Source organism: Comamonas sp. BIGb0124 (assembly GCF_003752175.1).
Taxonomy (GTDB): domain Bacteria; phylum Pseudomonadota; class Gammaproteobacteria; order Burkholderiales; family Burkholderiaceae_C; genus Comamonas_F.
In genome coordinates this window covers 134327-150308 of sequence record NZ_RJVF01000009.1, presented here as the reverse complement: position 1 = coordinate 150308, position 15982 = coordinate 134327, and the positions used below count along the sequence as shown (strand labels likewise).

At 67.5% G+C, this 15982-nt stretch carries 15 protein-coding genes; 6 read left to right on the top strand and 9 right to left on the bottom strand.

Annotated features, from left to right (window positions below; all coding sequences use genetic code 11):
• Nucleotides 1–2: 2 nt before the first annotated feature.
• The 5 genes from EC845_RS06930 to EC845_RS06910 form a co-directional block, all read right to left on the bottom strand.
• Entirely contained in the window at nt 3–734 is a 732-nt protein-coding gene (locus tag EC845_RS06930; protein WP_123296571.1) for a 1-acyl-sn-glycerol-3-phosphate acyltransferase, read from the bottom strand.
• Between the two features lie 76 nt (nt 735–810).
• Nucleotides 811–1398 carry a D-glycero-beta-D-manno-heptose 1,7-bisphosphate 7-phosphatase gene (gene gmhB, locus EC845_RS06925; protein WP_123296569.1) on the bottom strand — a complete coding sequence of 196 codons (588 nt, stop codon included), beginning with the start codon at nt 1396–1398 and terminating at the stop codon, nt 811–813.
• Nucleotides 1399–1438: 40 nt separating this feature from the next.
• The gene (gene glyS / locus EC845_RS06920; protein ID WP_123296567.1) at nt 1439–3574 is read right to left on the bottom strand and encodes a glycine--tRNA ligase subunit beta; all 2136 of its coding nucleotides are present in this window, start codon (nt 3572–3574) and stop codon (nt 1439–1441) included.
• 75 nt (nt 3575–3649) lie between these two features.
• Nucleotides 3650–4588, bottom strand: coding sequence for a glycine--tRNA ligase subunit alpha (glyQ, locus tag EC845_RS06915; protein WP_123296565.1), 939 nt, complete (start codon nt 4586–4588; stop codon nt 3650–3652).
• A gap of 220 nt (nt 4589–4808) precedes the next feature.
• On the bottom strand, nt 4809–5252 hold the full coding sequence (locus tag EC845_RS06910) for a VOC family protein (RefSeq protein WP_123296563.1): 444 nt from the start codon (nt 5250–5252) through the stop codon (nt 4809–4811).
• A gap of 173 nt (nt 5253–5425) precedes the next feature.
• Between EC845_RS06910 and EC845_RS06905 the strand changes: the two genes are divergently transcribed.
• The 3 genes from EC845_RS06905 (at nt 5426) to EC845_RS06895 (ending at nt 9488) form a co-directional block, all read left to right on the top strand.
• Entirely contained in the window at nt 5426–6322 is an 897-nt protein-coding gene (locus EC845_RS06905; protein WP_123296561.1) for a LysR family transcriptional regulator, read from the top strand.
• Between the two features lie 118 nt (nt 6323–6440).
• On the top strand, nt 6441–7550 hold the full coding sequence (locus EC845_RS06900; RefSeq protein ID WP_123296559.1) for an endonuclease domain-containing protein: 1110 nt from the start codon (nt 6441–6443) through the stop codon (nt 7548–7550).
• A 201-nt stretch (nt 7551–7751) separates the two neighbouring features.
• Nucleotides 7752–9488: an ankyrin repeat domain-containing protein gene (locus tag EC845_RS06895; protein WP_123296557.1), complete on the top strand. Its 1737-nt coding sequence runs from the start codon at nt 7752–7754 to the stop codon at nt 9486–9488.
• 46 nt (nt 9489–9534) lie between these two features.
• On the opposite strand, the gene EC845_RS06890 is transcribed toward EC845_RS06895, so the two are convergent.
• Nucleotides 9535–10242, bottom strand: a complete 708-nt coding sequence (locus EC845_RS06890; protein WP_123296555.1) for a FadR/GntR family transcriptional regulator — start codon at nt 10240–10242, stop codon at nt 9535–9537.
• Between the two features lie 578 nt (nt 10243–10820).
• On the opposite strand from EC845_RS06890, the gene EC845_RS06885 reads away from it, so the two are divergent.
• Complete coding sequence (locus EC845_RS06885; protein ID WP_123296553.1) at nt 10821–11321, top strand: hypothetical protein; 501 nt, start codon at nt 10821–10823, stop codon at nt 11319–11321.
• Here EC845_RS06885 and EC845_RS06880 read toward each other — a convergent pair.
• The 3 genes from EC845_RS06880 to EC845_RS06870 all read right to left on the bottom strand — a co-directional run bounded on the left by EC845_RS06880 (nt 11318) and on the right by EC845_RS06870 (nt 14137).
• On the bottom strand, nt 11318–12274 hold the full coding sequence (locus EC845_RS06880; RefSeq protein ID WP_123296551.1) for a 2-hydroxyacid dehydrogenase: 957 nt from the start codon (nt 12272–12274) through the stop codon (nt 11318–11320). The genes EC845_RS06885 and EC845_RS06880 overlap by 4 nt on opposite strands.
• 7 nt (nt 12275–12281) lie before the next feature.
• Nucleotides 12282–13040: an HpcH/HpaI aldolase/citrate lyase family protein gene (locus EC845_RS06875; protein ID WP_123296549.1), complete on the bottom strand. Its 759-nt coding sequence runs from the start codon at nt 13038–13040 to the stop codon at nt 12282–12284.
• A gap of 116 nt (nt 13041–13156) precedes the next feature.
• The gene (locus EC845_RS06870; protein ID WP_123296547.1) at nt 13157–14137 is read right to left on the bottom strand and encodes a tripartite tricarboxylate transporter substrate binding protein; all 981 of its coding nucleotides are present in this window, start codon (nt 14135–14137) and stop codon (nt 13157–13159) included.
• Nucleotides 14138–14348: 211 nt separating this feature from the next.
• Between EC845_RS06870 and EC845_RS06865 the strand changes: the two genes are divergently transcribed.
• Both EC845_RS06865 and EC845_RS06860 read left to right on the top strand, forming a co-directional pair.
• A complete protein-coding gene (locus EC845_RS06865) occupies nt 14349–14912 on the top strand; it encodes a sigma-70 family RNA polymerase sigma factor (RefSeq protein WP_233597969.1) in 564 nt (187 codons plus the stop codon).
• Nucleotides 14909–15913, top strand: coding sequence for a FecR domain-containing protein (locus tag EC845_RS06860; protein WP_123296543.1), 1005 nt, complete (start codon nt 14909–14911; stop codon nt 15911–15913). Before EC845_RS06865 ends, EC845_RS06860 begins: the two co-directional genes overlap by 4 nt.
• Nucleotides 15914–15982: the final 69 nt, after the last annotated feature.

Here is a 15982-nt window from a genome sequence, read left to right as displayed (position 1 = left end):
GCTCAGCGATAAGCCTCGGCATCCAGGCGATGCATCTCGGCCTCCACCCATTGCTCGACTTCGCGGACGAGCTCATCGGGCTGACGGCCGACGCTGGGAATGGCCGGACCGAAAGAGAACTCGACCACGCCGGGGTACTTGACGAAGCCCCGGGCCGGCCAGCAGCGTCCCGAGGTGATCGCCACGGGGTACACCGGGGTACCCGTCTGGATCGCCAGGCGCGCACCGCCGGATTTGTACTTGCCCTTCTCGCCGCGCTTGATCCGGGTGCCCTCGGGGAACATCAGCACGATGACGCCCTGGTCCAGCAGACGCCGGCCCTGCTTGGCGACCTTGTTGAAGGCCTGGGCGCCCTGCTGACGGTCGATGTGCACCATGTCCAGCCGGCCCAGGGCCCAGCCGAAGAAAGGAATGCGCAGCAGCTCGCGCTTGAACACGAAGGCAACCGGGCGCGACACCAGCAAGGGCATCACGATGGTCTCGTAGGCGGACTGGTGCTTGGCCAGCAGGATGACCGGCTCGCCGCCGCTGGGCAGGTTCTCGAGCCCGGTGACACGGGTCTGGATGCCGAGGATCACCTCGGAGCCCCAGCGCACCATGGCGTTCCAGACGATGGTCAGGCGGTACAGCCGTTCCCCGCGCGTGAAGATGGAGGCCACCATCACGATGAGGGCCCAGGGGATGACCGTGACGATGAGCCACAGCATATGAAGCACGGAACGGATGAACGGCATGATCAGGACAAACGGACGTTGGGGTCAGGACGGGGCCGGGTCTCGACGAGACCCGGCCGGGAAGGGGAAAAGCGGATCAAGAGACGGCCGCCGGAGGGGGCGTGGCGGCCAGCAACACGTCGGCGAAGGCGGCCAGATCGCGGTGCACGGCCACGCCTTCGGGCCAGCCGGCAGGCAGCACGCCGCCGGGCGCCGCGCCGCTGCCTGCCATGCCGCTGAGCACCAGATGGGGCGTGCAGCCTGCCGCCACGGCGGCCTGGATGTCCTCGAGCGAGTCGCCCACCATGGGCACGCCCTGCAGGGGAATGCCGTAGCGCTCGGCCACGCCCAGGGCCAGGCCGGGCCGGGGCTTGCGGCAGTTGCAGGCCTCGGTCGGACTGTGCGGACAGAAGAACACGGCTTCGATGCGCCCGCCGGCCTCGCCCACCAGGCGATGCATGCGGGTGTGGATGGCATGCAGCGTGTCGACACCAAAAAGCCCGCGGCCGAGCCCCGGCTGGTTGGTCACCACCACCACCCGCCAGCCCGCCTGGTTCAGGCGCGCCACGGCTTCGAGCGCGCCCGGCAGCGGCTGCCAGTCGTCGGGCGACTGCACGCCGTTTTCCACATCGGCATTGAGCGTGCCGTCGCTGGCGACGATGATGAGCTGGGCGGAGTTGGCCATGGCGCGGAGGTCCGGTCGGGTTGAGGCGGGCGGCAGCCCGTCAGGCAGCCAGCCGCGACAGATCCGCGACCTGGCTCATGTGCCATTGCAGGCCCGACAGCAGGGCCAGGCGCTGCTGGCGCAGCACCGGATCGTCGGCCATCACCATCACGTTCTGGAAGAACGCATCGACGGCCTGGTGCAGGCTGGCCACGAGCCGGAGCTGCCCGGTGTAGTCGCCGGCCGCCAGCTTGGCTTCGCACTGCGGATAGAGCGTGTTCATCGCCTGCAGCAGGGCGATCTCTTCGGGCGCCTGCAGCAAGGCCAGCGTCGGGCGTGTATCGGCCAGCAGCTCGGCGCCGTTCTTCTTCAGGATGTTGGACACACGCTTGTTGGCTTCGGCCAGCGCGGCGGCTTCGGGCAGTGCGGCAAAGGCACGCACGGCATCGAGGCGCAGTTGCACTTCGGCCAGGCGCTGGGGACGCTGGGCCAGCACGGCTTCGACTTCCTGTGCGCTGTAGCCCTGCTCGCGCAGGCTGCCGGCCAGGCGGTCGTAGATGAATTCGGCCAGTTGCGCACTGGCATCGTTGAAGACGGTATCGGCCGGAATGCGCGAGGCAAACACACCGAAGGCGGTCTGCAGCAACCAGCCCAGTTCGATGGACGAGCGCTGCTCGGCCAGGATGCGGATCACGCCCAGGGCATGGCGGCGCAGCGCGAACGGATCCTTGTCGCCCGTCGGCAGGTTGCCGATGCCGAACATGCCGGCCAGGGTCTCGAGCTTGTCGGCCAGCGCGGCGACCGCACCGACATCGCTGCGCGGCAGGGCGTCGCCGGCAAAACGAGGCTTGTAGTGGTCTTCGATGGCTTCGGCGACCTCGACCGGCAGGCCGTCGTGACGCGCGTAGTAGCCCCCCATGATGCCCTGCAGCTCGGGAAACTCGCCCACCATGTCGGTCAGCAGGTCGGCCTTGGCGAGCTGGCTGGCCAGGTCGGCGCCTGCGGCCAGGGCTTCGTTGTCGAGCTGGGCGCCGATGGCGCGGGCAATCGCGCGCACGCGCTCGACCCGGTCGCCCTGGGTTCCCAGCTTGTTGTGATAGACGACTTTGGCCAGGCCGGGCACACGGTCGGCGAGGGACTTCTTGCGGTCCTGGTCGTAGAAGAACTTGGCGTCGGCCAGACGCGGGCGGATCACCCGCTCGTTGCCGCCGGTCACTGCGCTGGCATCGCCCGGGCTGATGTTGCTGACCACCAGGAACTGGTGGGTCAGGCGGCCCTCCACGTCGAGCAGCGGGAAATACTTCTGGTTGGCCTTCATGGTCAGGATCAGGCATTCCTGGGGCACATCGAGGAATTCCTTCTCGAACTGGCAGACCAGCACGTTGGGACGCTCGACCAGAGCGGTGACTTCGTCGAGCAGCGCATCGTCGTCGATGGGACGCACGCCGCCGCCCACCCGCTCGGCGGCCGCCTGCAGCTGGCGCACGATGTCGGCACGACGTTCGTCGAAGCCGGCAATCACCGCGCCCTGCTCGCGCAACTGCTCGGCGTAGTCGTCGGCGCTGCGCAGCACGATCGGATCGACCAGCGCCTCGAAGCGGTGGCCATGGGTGTGGTTGTTGGCCTTCAGGCCCAGCGCGCCCACGCTGAGCAGCACTTCGGTGCCGTGCACGGCCACCAGGTTGTGCGCCGGACGCACGAAGTTCACGCTGCTCCAGCCGTCGGCCAGCTGGTAGGTCATGACCTTGGGAATGGGCAGCCGGGCGATGGCTTCGTCGAGCGCCTTCTGCAGACCGTCGGACAGCGTCGCGCCCTTGACCGTGTGGTCGTAATAGAGCGCTTCGGCCTTGCCCTCGCCTTCGCGGCGCAGGCCGGCGGCAGCACCGGCGTCGGCACCGATGGCGGCCAGCTTCTTGAGCAGCGCCGCGCTGGGCGCACCCGCCGCGTCGAGGCCCACGGCCACCGGCATGAGTTTCTGCGACACGGCCTTGTCGGCCGCCTGGCTGGCGACTTCGGTGATGTGGGCGGCCAGCCGGCGCGGCGAGGCATAGGCCGTCAGGCGCGAGTCGGCGCCGGTCAGGCCCTGCGCCTTGAGTTGTTCGAACAGCACGCCCGCAAAGGCGTCGCCGAGCTTGCGCAGCGCCTTGGGTGGCAGTTCCTCGACAAAGAGTTCGACCAGCAGATTGGAATCAGTCATGTTGTGATGTCTTCGTGGACCCTGGCGCCTGCAGAGGCAGTCGCGGCCAGGGCCCTGTGGATGCGTGGGACGGGTTCAGGCAGCCTTCTTGCTCTGCTGCTCGGCGGCGCGGGCGATGTCGGCCAGGACTTCATCGGCCCAGGCGCGCGGCGCCATGGGGAAGCCCAGGCGGGCCCGGCTGTCGAGGTAGCTGCGGGCCACGGCGCGCGCGAGGTTGCGGATACGGCCGATGTAGGCGGCCCGCTCGGTGACCGAGATGGCGCCGCGCGCATCCAGCAGGTTGAAGCTGTGGGCGGCCTTGAGCACCTGCTCGTAGGCGGGCAGGGCCAGTTGTTCGCCCATCAGGTGCTGGGCCTGCTTTTCGTGGGCGGCAAAGGCCGTGAACAGGAAGTCCGCATCCGAATGCTCGAAGTTGTAGGTCGACTGTTCGACTTCGTTCTGGTGGTAGACGTCGCCGTAGCTCAGACCGTCGGTCCAGGTCAGGTTGTAGACGTTGTCGACACCCTGCAGGTACATGGCCAGGCGCTCGAGCCCGTAGGTGATCTCGCCGGTGGCAGGCTTGCAGTCGATGCCGCCGACCTGCTGGAAATAGGTGAACTGCGTCACCTCCATGCCGTTGAGCCAGACTTCCCAGCCCAGGCCCCAGGCGCCCAGCGTGGGGTTTTCCCAATCGTCCTCGACAAAACGGATGTCGTTCTTCTTGAGGTCGAAGCCCAGGGCTTCGAGGCTGCCGAGGTAGAGCTCGAGGATGTTGTCGGGTGCGGGCTTGAGCACCACCTGGAACTGGTAGTAGTGCTGCAGGCGGTTGGGGTTCTCGCCGAAACGGCCGTCCTTGGGGCGGCGGCTGGGCTGCACATAGGCGGCTTTCCACGGCTCGGGGCCGATGGCCCGCAGGAAGGTGGCGGTGTGCGAGGTGCCCGCGCCGACCTCCATGTCATAGGGCTGCAACAGCGCGCAGCCCTGGTCGGCCCAGTACGACTGCAGTTTCAGGATGATTTGCTGGAAGGTCAACATGCTTGTGCCGCGCGCGGCACTGGACCACGCCCGTCGGTTCTCGGGTATGAAGGGATCAACGACAAAGCGCCACCCCGGCAACCGGGGACTGGACGCAACAGGCTGATTTTACGGGCGCAGGAGGCGACCGCGGCAGGCCGCGGTCATCCCGACCCGGCCAGAACCCGAAAACCGGCGGCACGACGCCGCACGCAAGCCGCGACGCAGCGGCCTGGCAGGCTTACTTGGCGAACAGGCGGTCGATGTTGGCAAAGGCCTTGATTTCGAGCGCATTGCCGGCCGGATCCAGGAAAAACATCGTGGCCTGCTCGCCCACTTCGCCCTTGAACCGGATGTACGGCTCGATCACGAAGGCCACCTCCCGCTCGCGCAGGCGGGCGGCCATGGCTTCCCAGTCGGCCATGGGCAGCACGATGCCGAAATGGCGCACCGGAACGCCGTGGCCGTCGACCGTGTTGCGCCGGTCCCCGCCGCATTCGCCGGGGGCCAGATGGGCCACGATCTGGTGACCGTAGAAGTTGAAATCGATCCATTCGTCCGAACTGCGGCCTTCCGGGCAGCCCAGCAACTCGCCGTAGAAGGCACGGGCACGGGTCAGGTCATCGACCGGGAAAGCCAGGTGGAAAGGAGACATCAGGGTGGGGTTGGTCTTGATTTCGATCATGGGGACTCCGGGGCGCAGGCAACGCTCTGCCGCGCGGGAAAAGGAAGGAAAGGAAGGCGGAACGCTCGGCGGTGCACAGTGAATGCGGCAGCCGATGCCCGAAGTCTAGAAACATCGAATGAAAAATAAAATCAATATATATTTGTGGCGAGCATCACTTTTATTTGTCATTCATGATCCGCCAACTCAAGACCTTCGTGGCCGTGGCCCAAGAAGGGACGTTTGCCGGCGCGGGCCAGAAGATCGGACTCACGCAGGCCGCCGTGAGCGCCCAGATCCAGCGCCTCGAAGAACACCTGGGCTACAGCCTGTTCGACCGCACCGGCCGCTCGGCCCAGCTCAACCGGCAGGGCCAGGAAGCCTTGATGCAGGCCCAGGAACTGGTGCGCCTGTACGAGGAAATGGGCGACCGGCGGCGCCGTGCCGAACAGCCGGGCGGCACCGTGGCCATCGGCGCCATCGCCTCGGTCCAGACCACCGTGCTGACCGGGGTGCTGGCCGACTTTCACCGGCGCCACGGCAACTACCGCAGCCACATCGTGCCGGGTGTGTCGTTCGGCTTGCTCAACCTGGTCGATGCGGGCGACCTCGACATGGCGATCCTGATCCGCCCCGCGTTCGCGCTGCAGGCCGACCTGCGCTGGACCACGCTGTCGCACGAGCCTTTTCGCCTGCTGGTGCCGCAGGCGTGCAGCGAGCCGGACTGGCGGCAGGCGCTGGAAACGCTGCCCTTCGTCCGCTACGACCGTTCGTCGTTCGGCGGCCGGCTGGTAGAACGTTTCCTGCGCGATGCGCGGCTGACCGTGCGCGAATGCATCGAGATCGACGAGATCGACGCCATGATCGAACTGGTCGCCCGGGGCGTGGGGGCCGCGCTCGTGCCCCAGACGCACAGCCGTACAGACTGGCCAGCCGGGGTGCGCGCCATCGACCTCGGTCCCCGCACCTTCTATCGGGACATCGGCCTGCTGCAACGCGCCAGCCGGCTGCAGCCCGCGCCGGTCCACGATTTCGTGCGGATGGTCGAACAGGCCTTCGGGCGCCAGGCACCGCCGGCCGCGCCGGACTGAGCCGGCCGCCCCATCTTTATCCACAGGACAAAAACCGGCCGCGCCTGTGGATAAGGGCCGCGGCAGCCGGGCGGCAAGCTCGCTACACTCGGCCCTGCCCCGGCGCACCCATTCCTCCATGACACCCAACAACATCGCCTTCCGCGCCATCCTGACGGTCCTGCTCGGGCTGGGCGGTCTGGTGTTCCCCCTGCTGTTCCTGCTGGCTGCGCTGGTCGGATGGGCGCTCGTCGCAGATCTGCGCCGGCCACCGGAGCCCGAATCGGACGCCTGGTTCGTCCGCCGCCATACGGCCACCGCGGCCGATCCGAACTGGAAAAGCTACTACCTGCCCCTGTGCGAATCGCCGGCCGAGACCGCTTTTCTGGAGGCCATGATCGGCGCGTTCGGACTGGTTGCCGACAAGGGGGTTCTGAGAGGCTCGGGGCTGACGCTGGATCTGCAGGTCGTGATGAAACCCTACCGTGTCGATTTTCTGGTCGACGACTGGCTGGTGGTTGAAATCGACGGTGCGGCCTACCACTCGTCGCCGGAAGCCGTGGCCCGGGACCAGGAACGCGATCGCGTGCTCCAGGCGCGCGGCTACCGCGTGTTGCGCATTCCCGCCCGGGTCGTCTTCTCGAACCCCGGCAAGGCCGTGGCGGATGTGCGCTCGGCCCGGGCGGCGGGTCGCAGTCCGGCTGCCACGCCGGGTCCGCGCCCGCAGCCGGCCGAAACGGCGGTGCGCTCGCTGTCCCAGATCTTCGCGTCGATCAACAAGACCGTGGCGGACATCGGCGCGAACGTCTCCCGGCAGGCGGCCGTGCAGCAGGCCGGCAGCGAGGGCAAACGGGCTTTCCATGCCGAACGGACGGCCATCGAATGCGCTTTCCGGAATGCCGAATCCAGGCTCCAGTCAGAGCAGTTCTGCGCGCAGAGCGACGAACACCGCGCGCTGTATCTCCAGGCCCGCGCAGACCTTGAAAAAGCCCTGTCGAGCCGGCCCGACGGAGCCGGCCCCCCGGCCCCGCCCGTGATCGAGATTCTCCCGATCACGGCCCCCCCTTCGCATCCCGATCCCGACATCGACGAGGCCATCCGCCGCGCACATGGCGAGCTGATGGCGCACAGGGCGGCGTTTTTCGCTCAGGCCCGGCAACGGCTCGTTGCCCAGTCCGCGCTGCGGGGCTTCGTCGAAAACGAGCTGCAGCAGATGGGCTGCTCTTCGTGCTGGGCTCACATCGCCTGATTCCGCCAGCAGCCGGGCCTCGCCGCCGCGCGAGACCTTCGGCAGGCCACGGCCGCGTGTAACATGCGGACCTGTGCGGAACAAGCCGCCCCCGGGTCCGCGGGAAGGGTCGAGCCCACTTGCCTGTCTTTTCTTGCCTGTTCACCAGCCTTTGTGCTGCCGGATTTGCGGACCCTCGGCATCCATGCATGGAGGTTCCCCGTGAAACGCATTCCCGCCCGTCCCGATCCCGACCATCTCCGGAAACAGGCCAAACAACTGCTGGCCGACTACCGGCGCGGCCACCCCGAAGCCCTCGACCGCTTCCGCACCCACCTGCCCGCTGCGCGCGGCGCCACGGACAAGACCCTGGCTGCCCTCGATCTGCGCCTGCACGACGCGCAGTCGTGCCTGGCCCGCGAGCATGGATTGGCCCGTTGGACCGACCTGATGGGTTTTGTCGAGGCCCGCCTGGCGCAGGCGGCCGATCCCACCGAGGCTCGCCGCCAGTGGTACCGGCTGGTGTATGCGGGCGATGTGACCGGCGGCATGCAAAGTCCCCAGCCCGCTGTCGCGGCACGCCTGCTGGAATCGTCCGGCCCATCCGCTGATGGGCACGACGACGATCCCTGGCTGGCCTGCGCGACCGGTGACCTCGCACGGCTCGCGCGTGCCGTGGCCGACGACCCGGGCTGGCTGCATCGGGCCGGCGGACCGCTGGCGCTGCCGCCGCTGGTCGCCGTGACGCACTCCAGCCTGCTGCGCCTGCCCGGCTTCCGCGACCGCCTGCGGGCCTGCGCACAATGGCTGCTCGATGCCGGGGCCGATCCCGATGCCGGCATCGGCAGCCGCTGGCCGCCCGACTCCCTGCAGACGCCGTCGGACCAACACCGGCTGTCCGCGCTGTACGGCGCGGCGGGCCGGAACCGGGATGCGCAGCTCACGCAGCGCCTGCTGCAGGCCGGTGCCAATCCAAACGACGGCGAATCGCTGTATCACGCGCTGGAAAGCCCGGCCTGCACGCAACGGCTGCTCGAAGCGGGCGCCCGCATCGCCGGCACCCATGCGCTGTACCGGGTGCTCGATCTGGACCGCCTCGACGTGCTGAATGCGCTGCTGGCCCACGGCGCCGATCCCAACGAGGCCCCGCCCGGCGAATCGGCCGCCACGGCCTGGGGCCACCCGCTGCTGTGGGCCATCCGGCGACGCCGGTCCGCCGCCCACATCGAGGCCTTGCTGAAGGCCGGCGCCGATCCGGCCGTGCGCACGGCAGACGGCACGGATGCGGCCACCCTGGCCCTGAACTTCGGCCTGCCCGAGATCGCCCGCCGGCTCGAGCAGGCCGGGATTCATCCCCAGGACACGCCTGTCCAGCGTTTCCTGGCGGCCTGCGCGCGAGGCGACGAAGCCACTGCCCGCCAATGGCAAGAGCGCCACCCCGACCTGCCGCACAGCCTGTCGCCGCCCCACCTGCGCCTGCTGCCCGAACTGGCTGCGCAGGGATGCAGAGAAGCGGTGGCCTGCATGGCCAGGCTGGGCTGGCCCATCGCCGTGGCCGGCGGCGATTGGTCGGCTTCGGCCCTGAACCAGGCCGTGTTCCGCGGCGATGCGGCGATGACCCGGCTGCTGCTCGAACACGGCGCACGCTGGACCGAGCGGCATGCTTACGACGACGACTGCAGCGGCACGCTGTCGTGGGCCTCGTGCAATGTCGCAAACGATCGGCCGGACGACTCGGCTGGACCGGACGACACGGACGCCGCCGACGTGTTCGACCGGCCCGATGCGCATGGCGGCGGCGACTGGCTGGGCTGTGCCCAGGCCCTGGTCGACCACGGCATGCCCGGTGCACAGCCCGATCCGCAGGATGCGCAGACCGTGCTTCATCAGGGGCGGCGCATGCGGTTCGCCGACGACGTCGCCGACTTTTTGCTGGCGGCCGGCGCGCGAGGCCACTGACCGACATCCGCTGCACGCCGGCGCTGCCCGCCGCCGCCCGTCGACGCTAAACGCCGGTCAGCACCGTGCCGAACAGCCGGTCGATCCCGCCCAACAGATGCGCCTCCATGGCCTGGCGGGCGCGCTGGGGATCGCGGGCCGCGATGGCGGCTTCGATCGCCGCGTGCTCGTCCAGCACCGCGGTCGTTCTGCCGGCCGAAGGCCGCCCGGACAGATCGCGGATCAACTGCACGCTGAAACGCATCTGCTCGGCCAGCGCTTCCATGGTCAGCACGTAGAACCGGTTGCCGCTCGCCCGGGCCACCGCGATGTGGAAAGCCAGGTCTTCCTCGATGCCCGACCGATGGCTGGCCACCGCAGCACTCATGCGCTGGTGGGCCATCTTGATCTGGACATGCGACTCCTGGTTGGCCTGCGCCGCCAGCGCCGCGCTTTCGACCTCGATGTTGACCCTGAAACGCAGAAAGTCGCGGACATCGGCAATGCTCGACAAGGCGCCGAAGGGCACCGCCGGTTTCTGGCTCGCCACGTCGCTCACGTAATGCCCCGATCCCTTGCGGGAGTAGATCCGGTCCTCGGCCCGCAGGCGCTCCAGCGCCTGCCGCAGAACCGGCCGCGAGACGCCTGCGGCCAACGCCATCCGGTCTTCGCTGGGAAGCCGCGCGTGAGGGCCGTAGCCGCCGCTCGCGATCAGGTTCATCACCTGCACATAGGCCTGGTTGCTGAGCGAGGGCAGCGGGTCGTCGTGGTTCATCGTCGGGGCTGTGGGATGAGGATGGGGCCGGCCTGTCTGGCAGACAGATGTGCATAGATTTTTACAGAAATCGGGATCTGTTCGACGGCATTTTTCACTGGATCAAGTACAGCCAAAGGTTTGAACACTCCCCTGACTTACCTGTCTTTCGATCACTCGGCCAGACAGAAATTAACTCCTTTTGACAATCCAAAAACCCGCCCGGACACGGCCCCCGACTCGAGCTGCGGGACGTAGAGGCTGGGGAAGCCGTGCTCCAGGCACGTGCAGGCATTCAGGCCCGGAGCGTGACAGTCGCCACACGCCTACACAATCCCTGACATTCACGCCGCACCGGAGGTCGTGCCATGGGCTAAATTGAATGCAGATCTGCAGCGCTGGACCCAAACCCCAAGGCATCGCCTCGAGACCGGGAGCCCGCTCAGCCCATCTGGCCGACCCTCGCGCCTAGCATCCCTGTCTGCTTCAGGGACACGCTCCTCACCGCCGATACGGCGCTGGCGTTGCAGCCTCGACCCTGCACGGACTGACTTGCCCAGCCAGACAGAGCGCCCCGAAAACTGCATGAGGAAGATGAAATGGCCTTTGTCAACGAAGTCCCGACCCGGCACGACATCGAAACATACGGCCTGCCCTTCGAGGCCGACCTCGGACTGCCCCTGGACATCCGGCGAATCTGGACCGTGGACCGCGAGAGAAAGTGCCATCTCTGGAACCTGGGCCCGTCCGGCCCACCGGCCTCCGGCAGCAACGTCCACACCATCGCCCACGTCTACATGGACGGCATCCGGGTCCAGGCGCACATGCACTCGGGCATCCACTCGGTCGATTTCGACGACGACCCGTTCTACATCCGCTGGGAGACCCTGTTCTCGGTCGAGGCCACGCCTCGTCACGGGAAGACCGCCATCGCCCTGCCGCATACCGCATGGGACTACCCCGACGAACCCCAGGGCCTGCTGGACAACCTTTCCCTCGACGAATTCAGAGCGCTGCTGAAAGAGGCGCTCTGGGTCCACAAGAAAGGCAATTCGAACCGGTTGATCACCGGCACCGTGGTCGTCGAATTCGAGTTCTAGGCAGGCCGATCGGCACCGACCGGCGTCAGCACCGGTCGCCCCTCGGCATAGGCCGCCAGGTTGTCCAGCAGCAACTGCCCCATGGCCTGGCGCGTGTGGTGCGTCGCACTGGCGGCGTGCGGCTGCAGCACCACGTTCGGCAGTTCGAAGAACGCCGGATTCACGTGCGGCTCGCCCTGAAAGACATCCAGTCCGGCCCCGGCCAACTGCCCGCTGCCCAGCGCCGCCAGCAGGCCGGCCTCGTCGACCGTGCTGCCGCGCGAGATGTTGATCAGGTAACCCTCGGGCCCGAGCGCCTGGATGACACCGGCACCGATCAGCCCTCGGGTTTCGGGTCCGCCCGGCGTGGCCACGACCAGCACCGTCGATGCATGGGCCAGCTCGGTCACGTCGGGCACATAGTCGAAGGCCACGTCGGCCTGCCTGCGGCGGCCGCTGTAGGCCACCGACATGCCAAAGCCTTCGGCGCGCCGGGCGATCGCCTTGCCGATGCGGCCGAGGCCGACGATGCCGAGCCGTTCACCCCAGACCTTGCCCGTCAGCGGCGCCGGGCCCTGCGGCCACCGGCCCTCGCGCACAAAACGGTCTTGCCACACGGTGCGGCGCACGGTCGACAGGATGAGTGCCCAGGTGGCATCGGCCACGCATTCCGACAGCACATCGGGCGTGTTCGTGACCACGATGCCGCGCCGCGACGCAGCCGGCGTGTCGATGCCGTCGTGGCCCACGCCGAACGATGCGATCAACCGCAAGGCGGGCAATTGCGCCAACAGTTCGTCGGTGATGCGGTAATCGCCTCGCGTGGCCATCGCCGTGTGGCCGGCCGCTGCCGCCTGTGCGAGGAAAGCCGGCTTGTCGGCCGCCAGATCGTAGCGGTGCGTGGTGTAAAGGGCTTCGAGCCGGGCCTGGGTCGGCGCGTGCAAGGGCCCCATCATGAGCAGATCGGGTTTCATCGCTGCCTCATGCCCGCAATGCGGCCAGCGTCTGCGTGGCCGTGGCGCGCATCATGCGTGTATCGGCCATGATGCTCACCAGGCGAAAGCCCTGGGTCACGCGGCGTTGGGCCTCTGCGGTGCTGGTGGTCTGGATGCCGGCGAACTTTCCGGCTTTCTGCGCCGCCTGCTGGATGGTGCCGATCGCGGTCTCCACCTCATCGGCCAACTGCGGCAGATCGGGCGAATAGCCCAGCGAGATGCCCAGGTCCATCGGCCCGACGAAGACGCCGTCGACACCCGGCACCGCCAGGATCTCGTCCGCGTTGCGCAGGCCTTCTGCCGACTCGATCATCACGAAGGTGAGCAGCGTCTGCGCCGAATGGCGGAAATAGTCGGCACCGCCGTACAGCAGCCCGCGCGCCGGTCCCCAACTGCGATTGCCCTCGGGCGCATAACGCACCGACGCCACCACCGCCTCGGCATCCTGGCGGTTGTTGACCAGCGGCACGATCACGCCGTAGGCCCCCATGTCCAGCGCGCGCTGGATGAACACCGGCAGCCCGGCAGCCACCCGCACGAAAGGAGTGGCCGGCGTGCTGCTCAGGGCCTGGAACATCACCTGGGCGTTCTCCAGGTTGTTTTCACCGTGCTGGAGATCGACGATCACGAAGTCGTAACCCGAGTGGCCCAGCGTTTCCACCACCAGCGGACTGGCGGCGTTGCACATGGTGCCGAAGGCGGACTGTTGAGCCTTCAGGCGTTCGAGGGTCTGGTTGACGCGCATGGCGTGTTCTTTCTTTCAATCGAAACCGCAGGACTGCGGAGAGGGGGACAGGGAGCCTGGGAGGCCGAAACGGGCCCATGGAAAAACCGCGGAGCCCTGCATGACGCGGGACGGCTTCACTCCGCGCTCATGCCGGTGGCTTTCACCAGGGTGGCCCAGCGGGCCACTTCGGCCTGCAGCATGGCGCCGTAGGCCTGGGGCGAGCTCACCGTCAGGTCCGCGCCCAGACTGGCCAGCTTGTCTTTCACTTCGGGTGCGGCCATCACCTGGCGCAGGCTTTCATTGAGCTTGTCGATGACGGGCCGGGGCGTTTTCGCGGGTGCCAGCACGCCGTACCAGGTGCTGAAGTCGTAGCCGTTCAGGCCGCTCTCGGCCATCGTGGGCACATCGGGCAAGGCGGCCAGGCGCCGCGGCCCCGTCACGCCGATGGCGCGCAACTGGCCGCTCTTGACCTGCATCTCCACCGGCGCGTAACCCGTGAACAGCATCTGCACGCGGTTCGTCAGCAGATCCGTCAGGGCCGGGCCGTTGCCCTTGTACGGGATATGCGTGATCTGCACGCCTGCGGTGTGCTTGAAGAACTCGCCGGACGCGTGGTTGCTGCCGCCGCTGCCGCCCGAGGCAAAGTTCAGTTCGCCCGGCTTGGCCTTGGCCAGCGCGATCAGCTGCTGCACGTTCTGCGCCGGCACCTGGGGATTGATCACCAGCACATGCGGGTAGCTGGCAATCAGGGCGACCGGCGAAAAATCCTTGCCCGCGTCGTACGGCACTTTCTCGCGCACGGCCGGGTTGAGCGTGAACTCCGGCGCCGTCAGCAGGATGGTGTATCCGTCCGCAGCCGCCCGCGCCGCGATCGAAGTGCCCACGATGGCCCCCGCGCCGGGCCGGTTGTCGACGATGACCGGCTGGCCCAGCACCGCCCCCAGCTTGTCGGCCAGCACGCGGCCGACGTAATCGGACGTGCCGCCGGGCGGATACGGCACGATCATCGTCACCGGCTTGTCGGGCCACGGGGCGGCTTGGGCGGCCACGGGGATCACCGCAGCAGCCAGGGCCAGGAACACGGAAGAAACGGCGGCGAAGGTGGGCATGTTCATGATGATGATCCTTGGGAGGACGGGGTAGGCCTGTTTATTTGATATTTGATCAAATATTAGGACATAAAAGCGGCCCGGCTGTCTGGGGATAACCCGATCAAGACAAGATCTTCACTGACGTACGGGCCGATCCGGCAGCCGCGTCGCATCCTCACATGAGAATGGTTGTCAATTCATATACAATCGCACACCCCCTATCTGCAACCTGCCCATGCCTGAAGCCACCGAAGCGCTCGGACCGAATACATCCACCGCCGTGGATTCGACCTGTTCGGCAATGGCTGTCCTCGATAGCTGGTTCCGCAGCCATCACGGCTGGCTGCTGACGCGCATACACAACCGTCTGCGCAATCGCGCGGAGGCGGAAGACCTCGCGGCGGAGTCCTTTGCCCAAGCCGCAGCCATCCAGGCCAAGCGTGCAGGACTTGAAGAGATCCGCGAGCCCAGGGCATTTCTCACCACCATTGCCAAACGGCAGCTTTTTCAGTTCTGGCGCAGACGTGACCTCGAGCAGGCCTATCTCGACGCCTTGGCGGCCATGCCGGAAGACCTGGCGCCTTCCCCGGAAGAGCGTCACACCTTTCTGCAGGCCCTCGAACAGGTTTACGGCGCCTTGGAAGGCTTGTCCGCCAAGGCTAGGCAAGCCTTCTTTTACAGCCAGATCGACGGACTGACCTACTCCGAAATCGCCGTCCGGCTGGGCGTCTCGCCGAGCATGGTGCGTCAATACATGGCCCAGGGTTTCCGGCGGATTGCCGATTTGCAGTCGCCATGAAAACCGCCGGCTCGCCCGCCCCGCTGCACGAAGCCGCCATCGACTGGCTGGTCGTCTTGCGTTCCGGAGAGGCCACGCCGGATCAGCTACACGACTTCGACCGATGGCTGGTCGCCGATCCGTCGCACGCCAGGGTATGGGATCGGCTCACGGCCCGTGTCGACAGCCGGCTTGGCGGTCTGAAAACGCCTGCCGGCGGTTCTGCCGACACGCTGGCCAGCACCGTCGCGCAGGCGCAGATCCAGTCGCGCAACCGCCGGCGCATGCTCAAGGGCACATTGGCCGTGGGCGGTCTGAGTACCGCCACAGCCGGATTGATGCTCGATCGAGCCATGCCGCTCGCCCAGTTGTTCGCGGACTACCGGACCGGAACCGGTGAACGCCAGTGGGTGACGTTGGCAGATGGCAGCACGATTCAGCTGGATGCACGTTCCGCCATCGACATCCTGTTCACGCCCGAGCTGCGACTCGTGGTCCTCAGAGAAGGGGCTCTGCTGGCCGACGTGGCGCCGGCAAACACCGGCGGCAGGAACAGACCCCCATTCGTCGTCCGCACCGCTCAAGGCACGGTCCGCGCACTCGGCACCCGTTTTGCCGTCCGGCAGCGCGACGACCACACCGAGGTGGCGATGCTGCTGCACCGTGTCGAACTGTCGCCCGAGCAGGGTCTTGCGCACCCGCTGGACGAAGGCCAGGTGGCACGCATGACGCGGCAAGGCGTCACGCCGATCGACCGGTCTGCGCACGCCGCGTCGGCATGGCAAGGCGGACTGGCTGAAATGCACGATCAGCCGCTGGCCGATCTGGTGGCCGCATTGAAGCCCTACACCCGGGGCTATTGGCACATCAGCCCGCGGGCTGCCGAATGCCGGGTCTACGGCAGCTATCCGCTCGACGATCCCGATCGCACATTGCAATTGATGGCCGAGACTCTGCCGCTCCGGATCCGCCGCTACACCGGCGGCTGGCTGGTCCGCATCGCGATGCGGGACGAATCCTGACCCCGATGCCGACTCGCCGGCAGGGCGTCGGCCAGCCTCTTCCGTCTCTTCTCTGTGACCGGGACTGTC

Excerpts from the sequence above, each read along its gene's own strand:
- EC845_RS06930 (WP_123296571.1), bottom strand. The coding sequence starts at position 734 with ATGCCGTTCATCCGTTCCGTGCTTCATATGCTGTGGCTCATCGTCACG.
- gmhB (WP_123296569.1), bottom strand. The coding sequence starts at position 1,398 with ATGGCCAACTCCGCCCAGCTCATCATCGTCGCCAGCGACGGCACGCTC.
- glyS (WP_123296567.1), bottom strand. The coding sequence starts at position 3,574 with ATGACTGATTCCAATCTGCTGGTCGAACTCTTTGTCGAGGAACTGCCA.
- glyQ (WP_123296565.1), bottom strand. The coding sequence starts at position 4,588 with ATGTTGACCTTCCAGCAAATCATCCTGAAACTGCAGTCGTACTGGGCC.
- EC845_RS06910 (WP_123296563.1), bottom strand. The coding sequence starts at position 5,252 with ATGATCGAAATCAAGACCAACCCCACCCTGATGTCTCCTTTCCACCTG.
- EC845_RS06905 (WP_123296561.1), top strand. The coding sequence starts at position 5,426 with ATGATCCGCCAACTCAAGACCTTCGTGGCCGTGGCCCAAGAAGGGACG.
- EC845_RS06900 (WP_123296559.1), top strand. The coding sequence starts at position 6,441 with ATGACACCCAACAACATCGCCTTCCGCGCCATCCTGACGGTCCTGCTC.
- EC845_RS06890 (WP_123296555.1), bottom strand. The coding sequence starts at position 10,242 with ATGAACCACGACGACCCGCTGCCCTCGCTCAGCAACCAGGCCTATGTG.
- EC845_RS06885 (WP_123296553.1), top strand. The coding sequence starts at position 10,821 with ATGGCCTTTGTCAACGAAGTCCCGACCCGGCACGACATCGAAACATAC.
- EC845_RS06880 (WP_123296551.1), bottom strand. The coding sequence starts at position 12,274 with ATGAAACCCGATCTGCTCATGATGGGGCCCTTGCACGCGCCGACCCAG.
- EC845_RS06875 (WP_123296549.1), bottom strand. The coding sequence starts at position 13,040 with ATGCGCGTCAACCAGACCCTCGAACGCCTGAAGGCTCAACAGTCCGCC.
- EC845_RS06870 (WP_123296547.1), bottom strand. The coding sequence starts at position 14,137 with ATGAACATGCCCACCTTCGCCGCCGTTTCTTCCGTGTTCCTGGCCCTG.
- EC845_RS06865 (WP_233597969.1), top strand. The coding sequence starts at position 14,349 with ATGCCTGAAGCCACCGAAGCGCTCGGACCGAATACATCCACCGCCGTG.
- EC845_RS06860 (WP_123296543.1), top strand. The coding sequence starts at position 14,909 with ATGAAAACCGCCGGCTCGCCCGCCCCGCTGCACGAAGCCGCCATCGAC.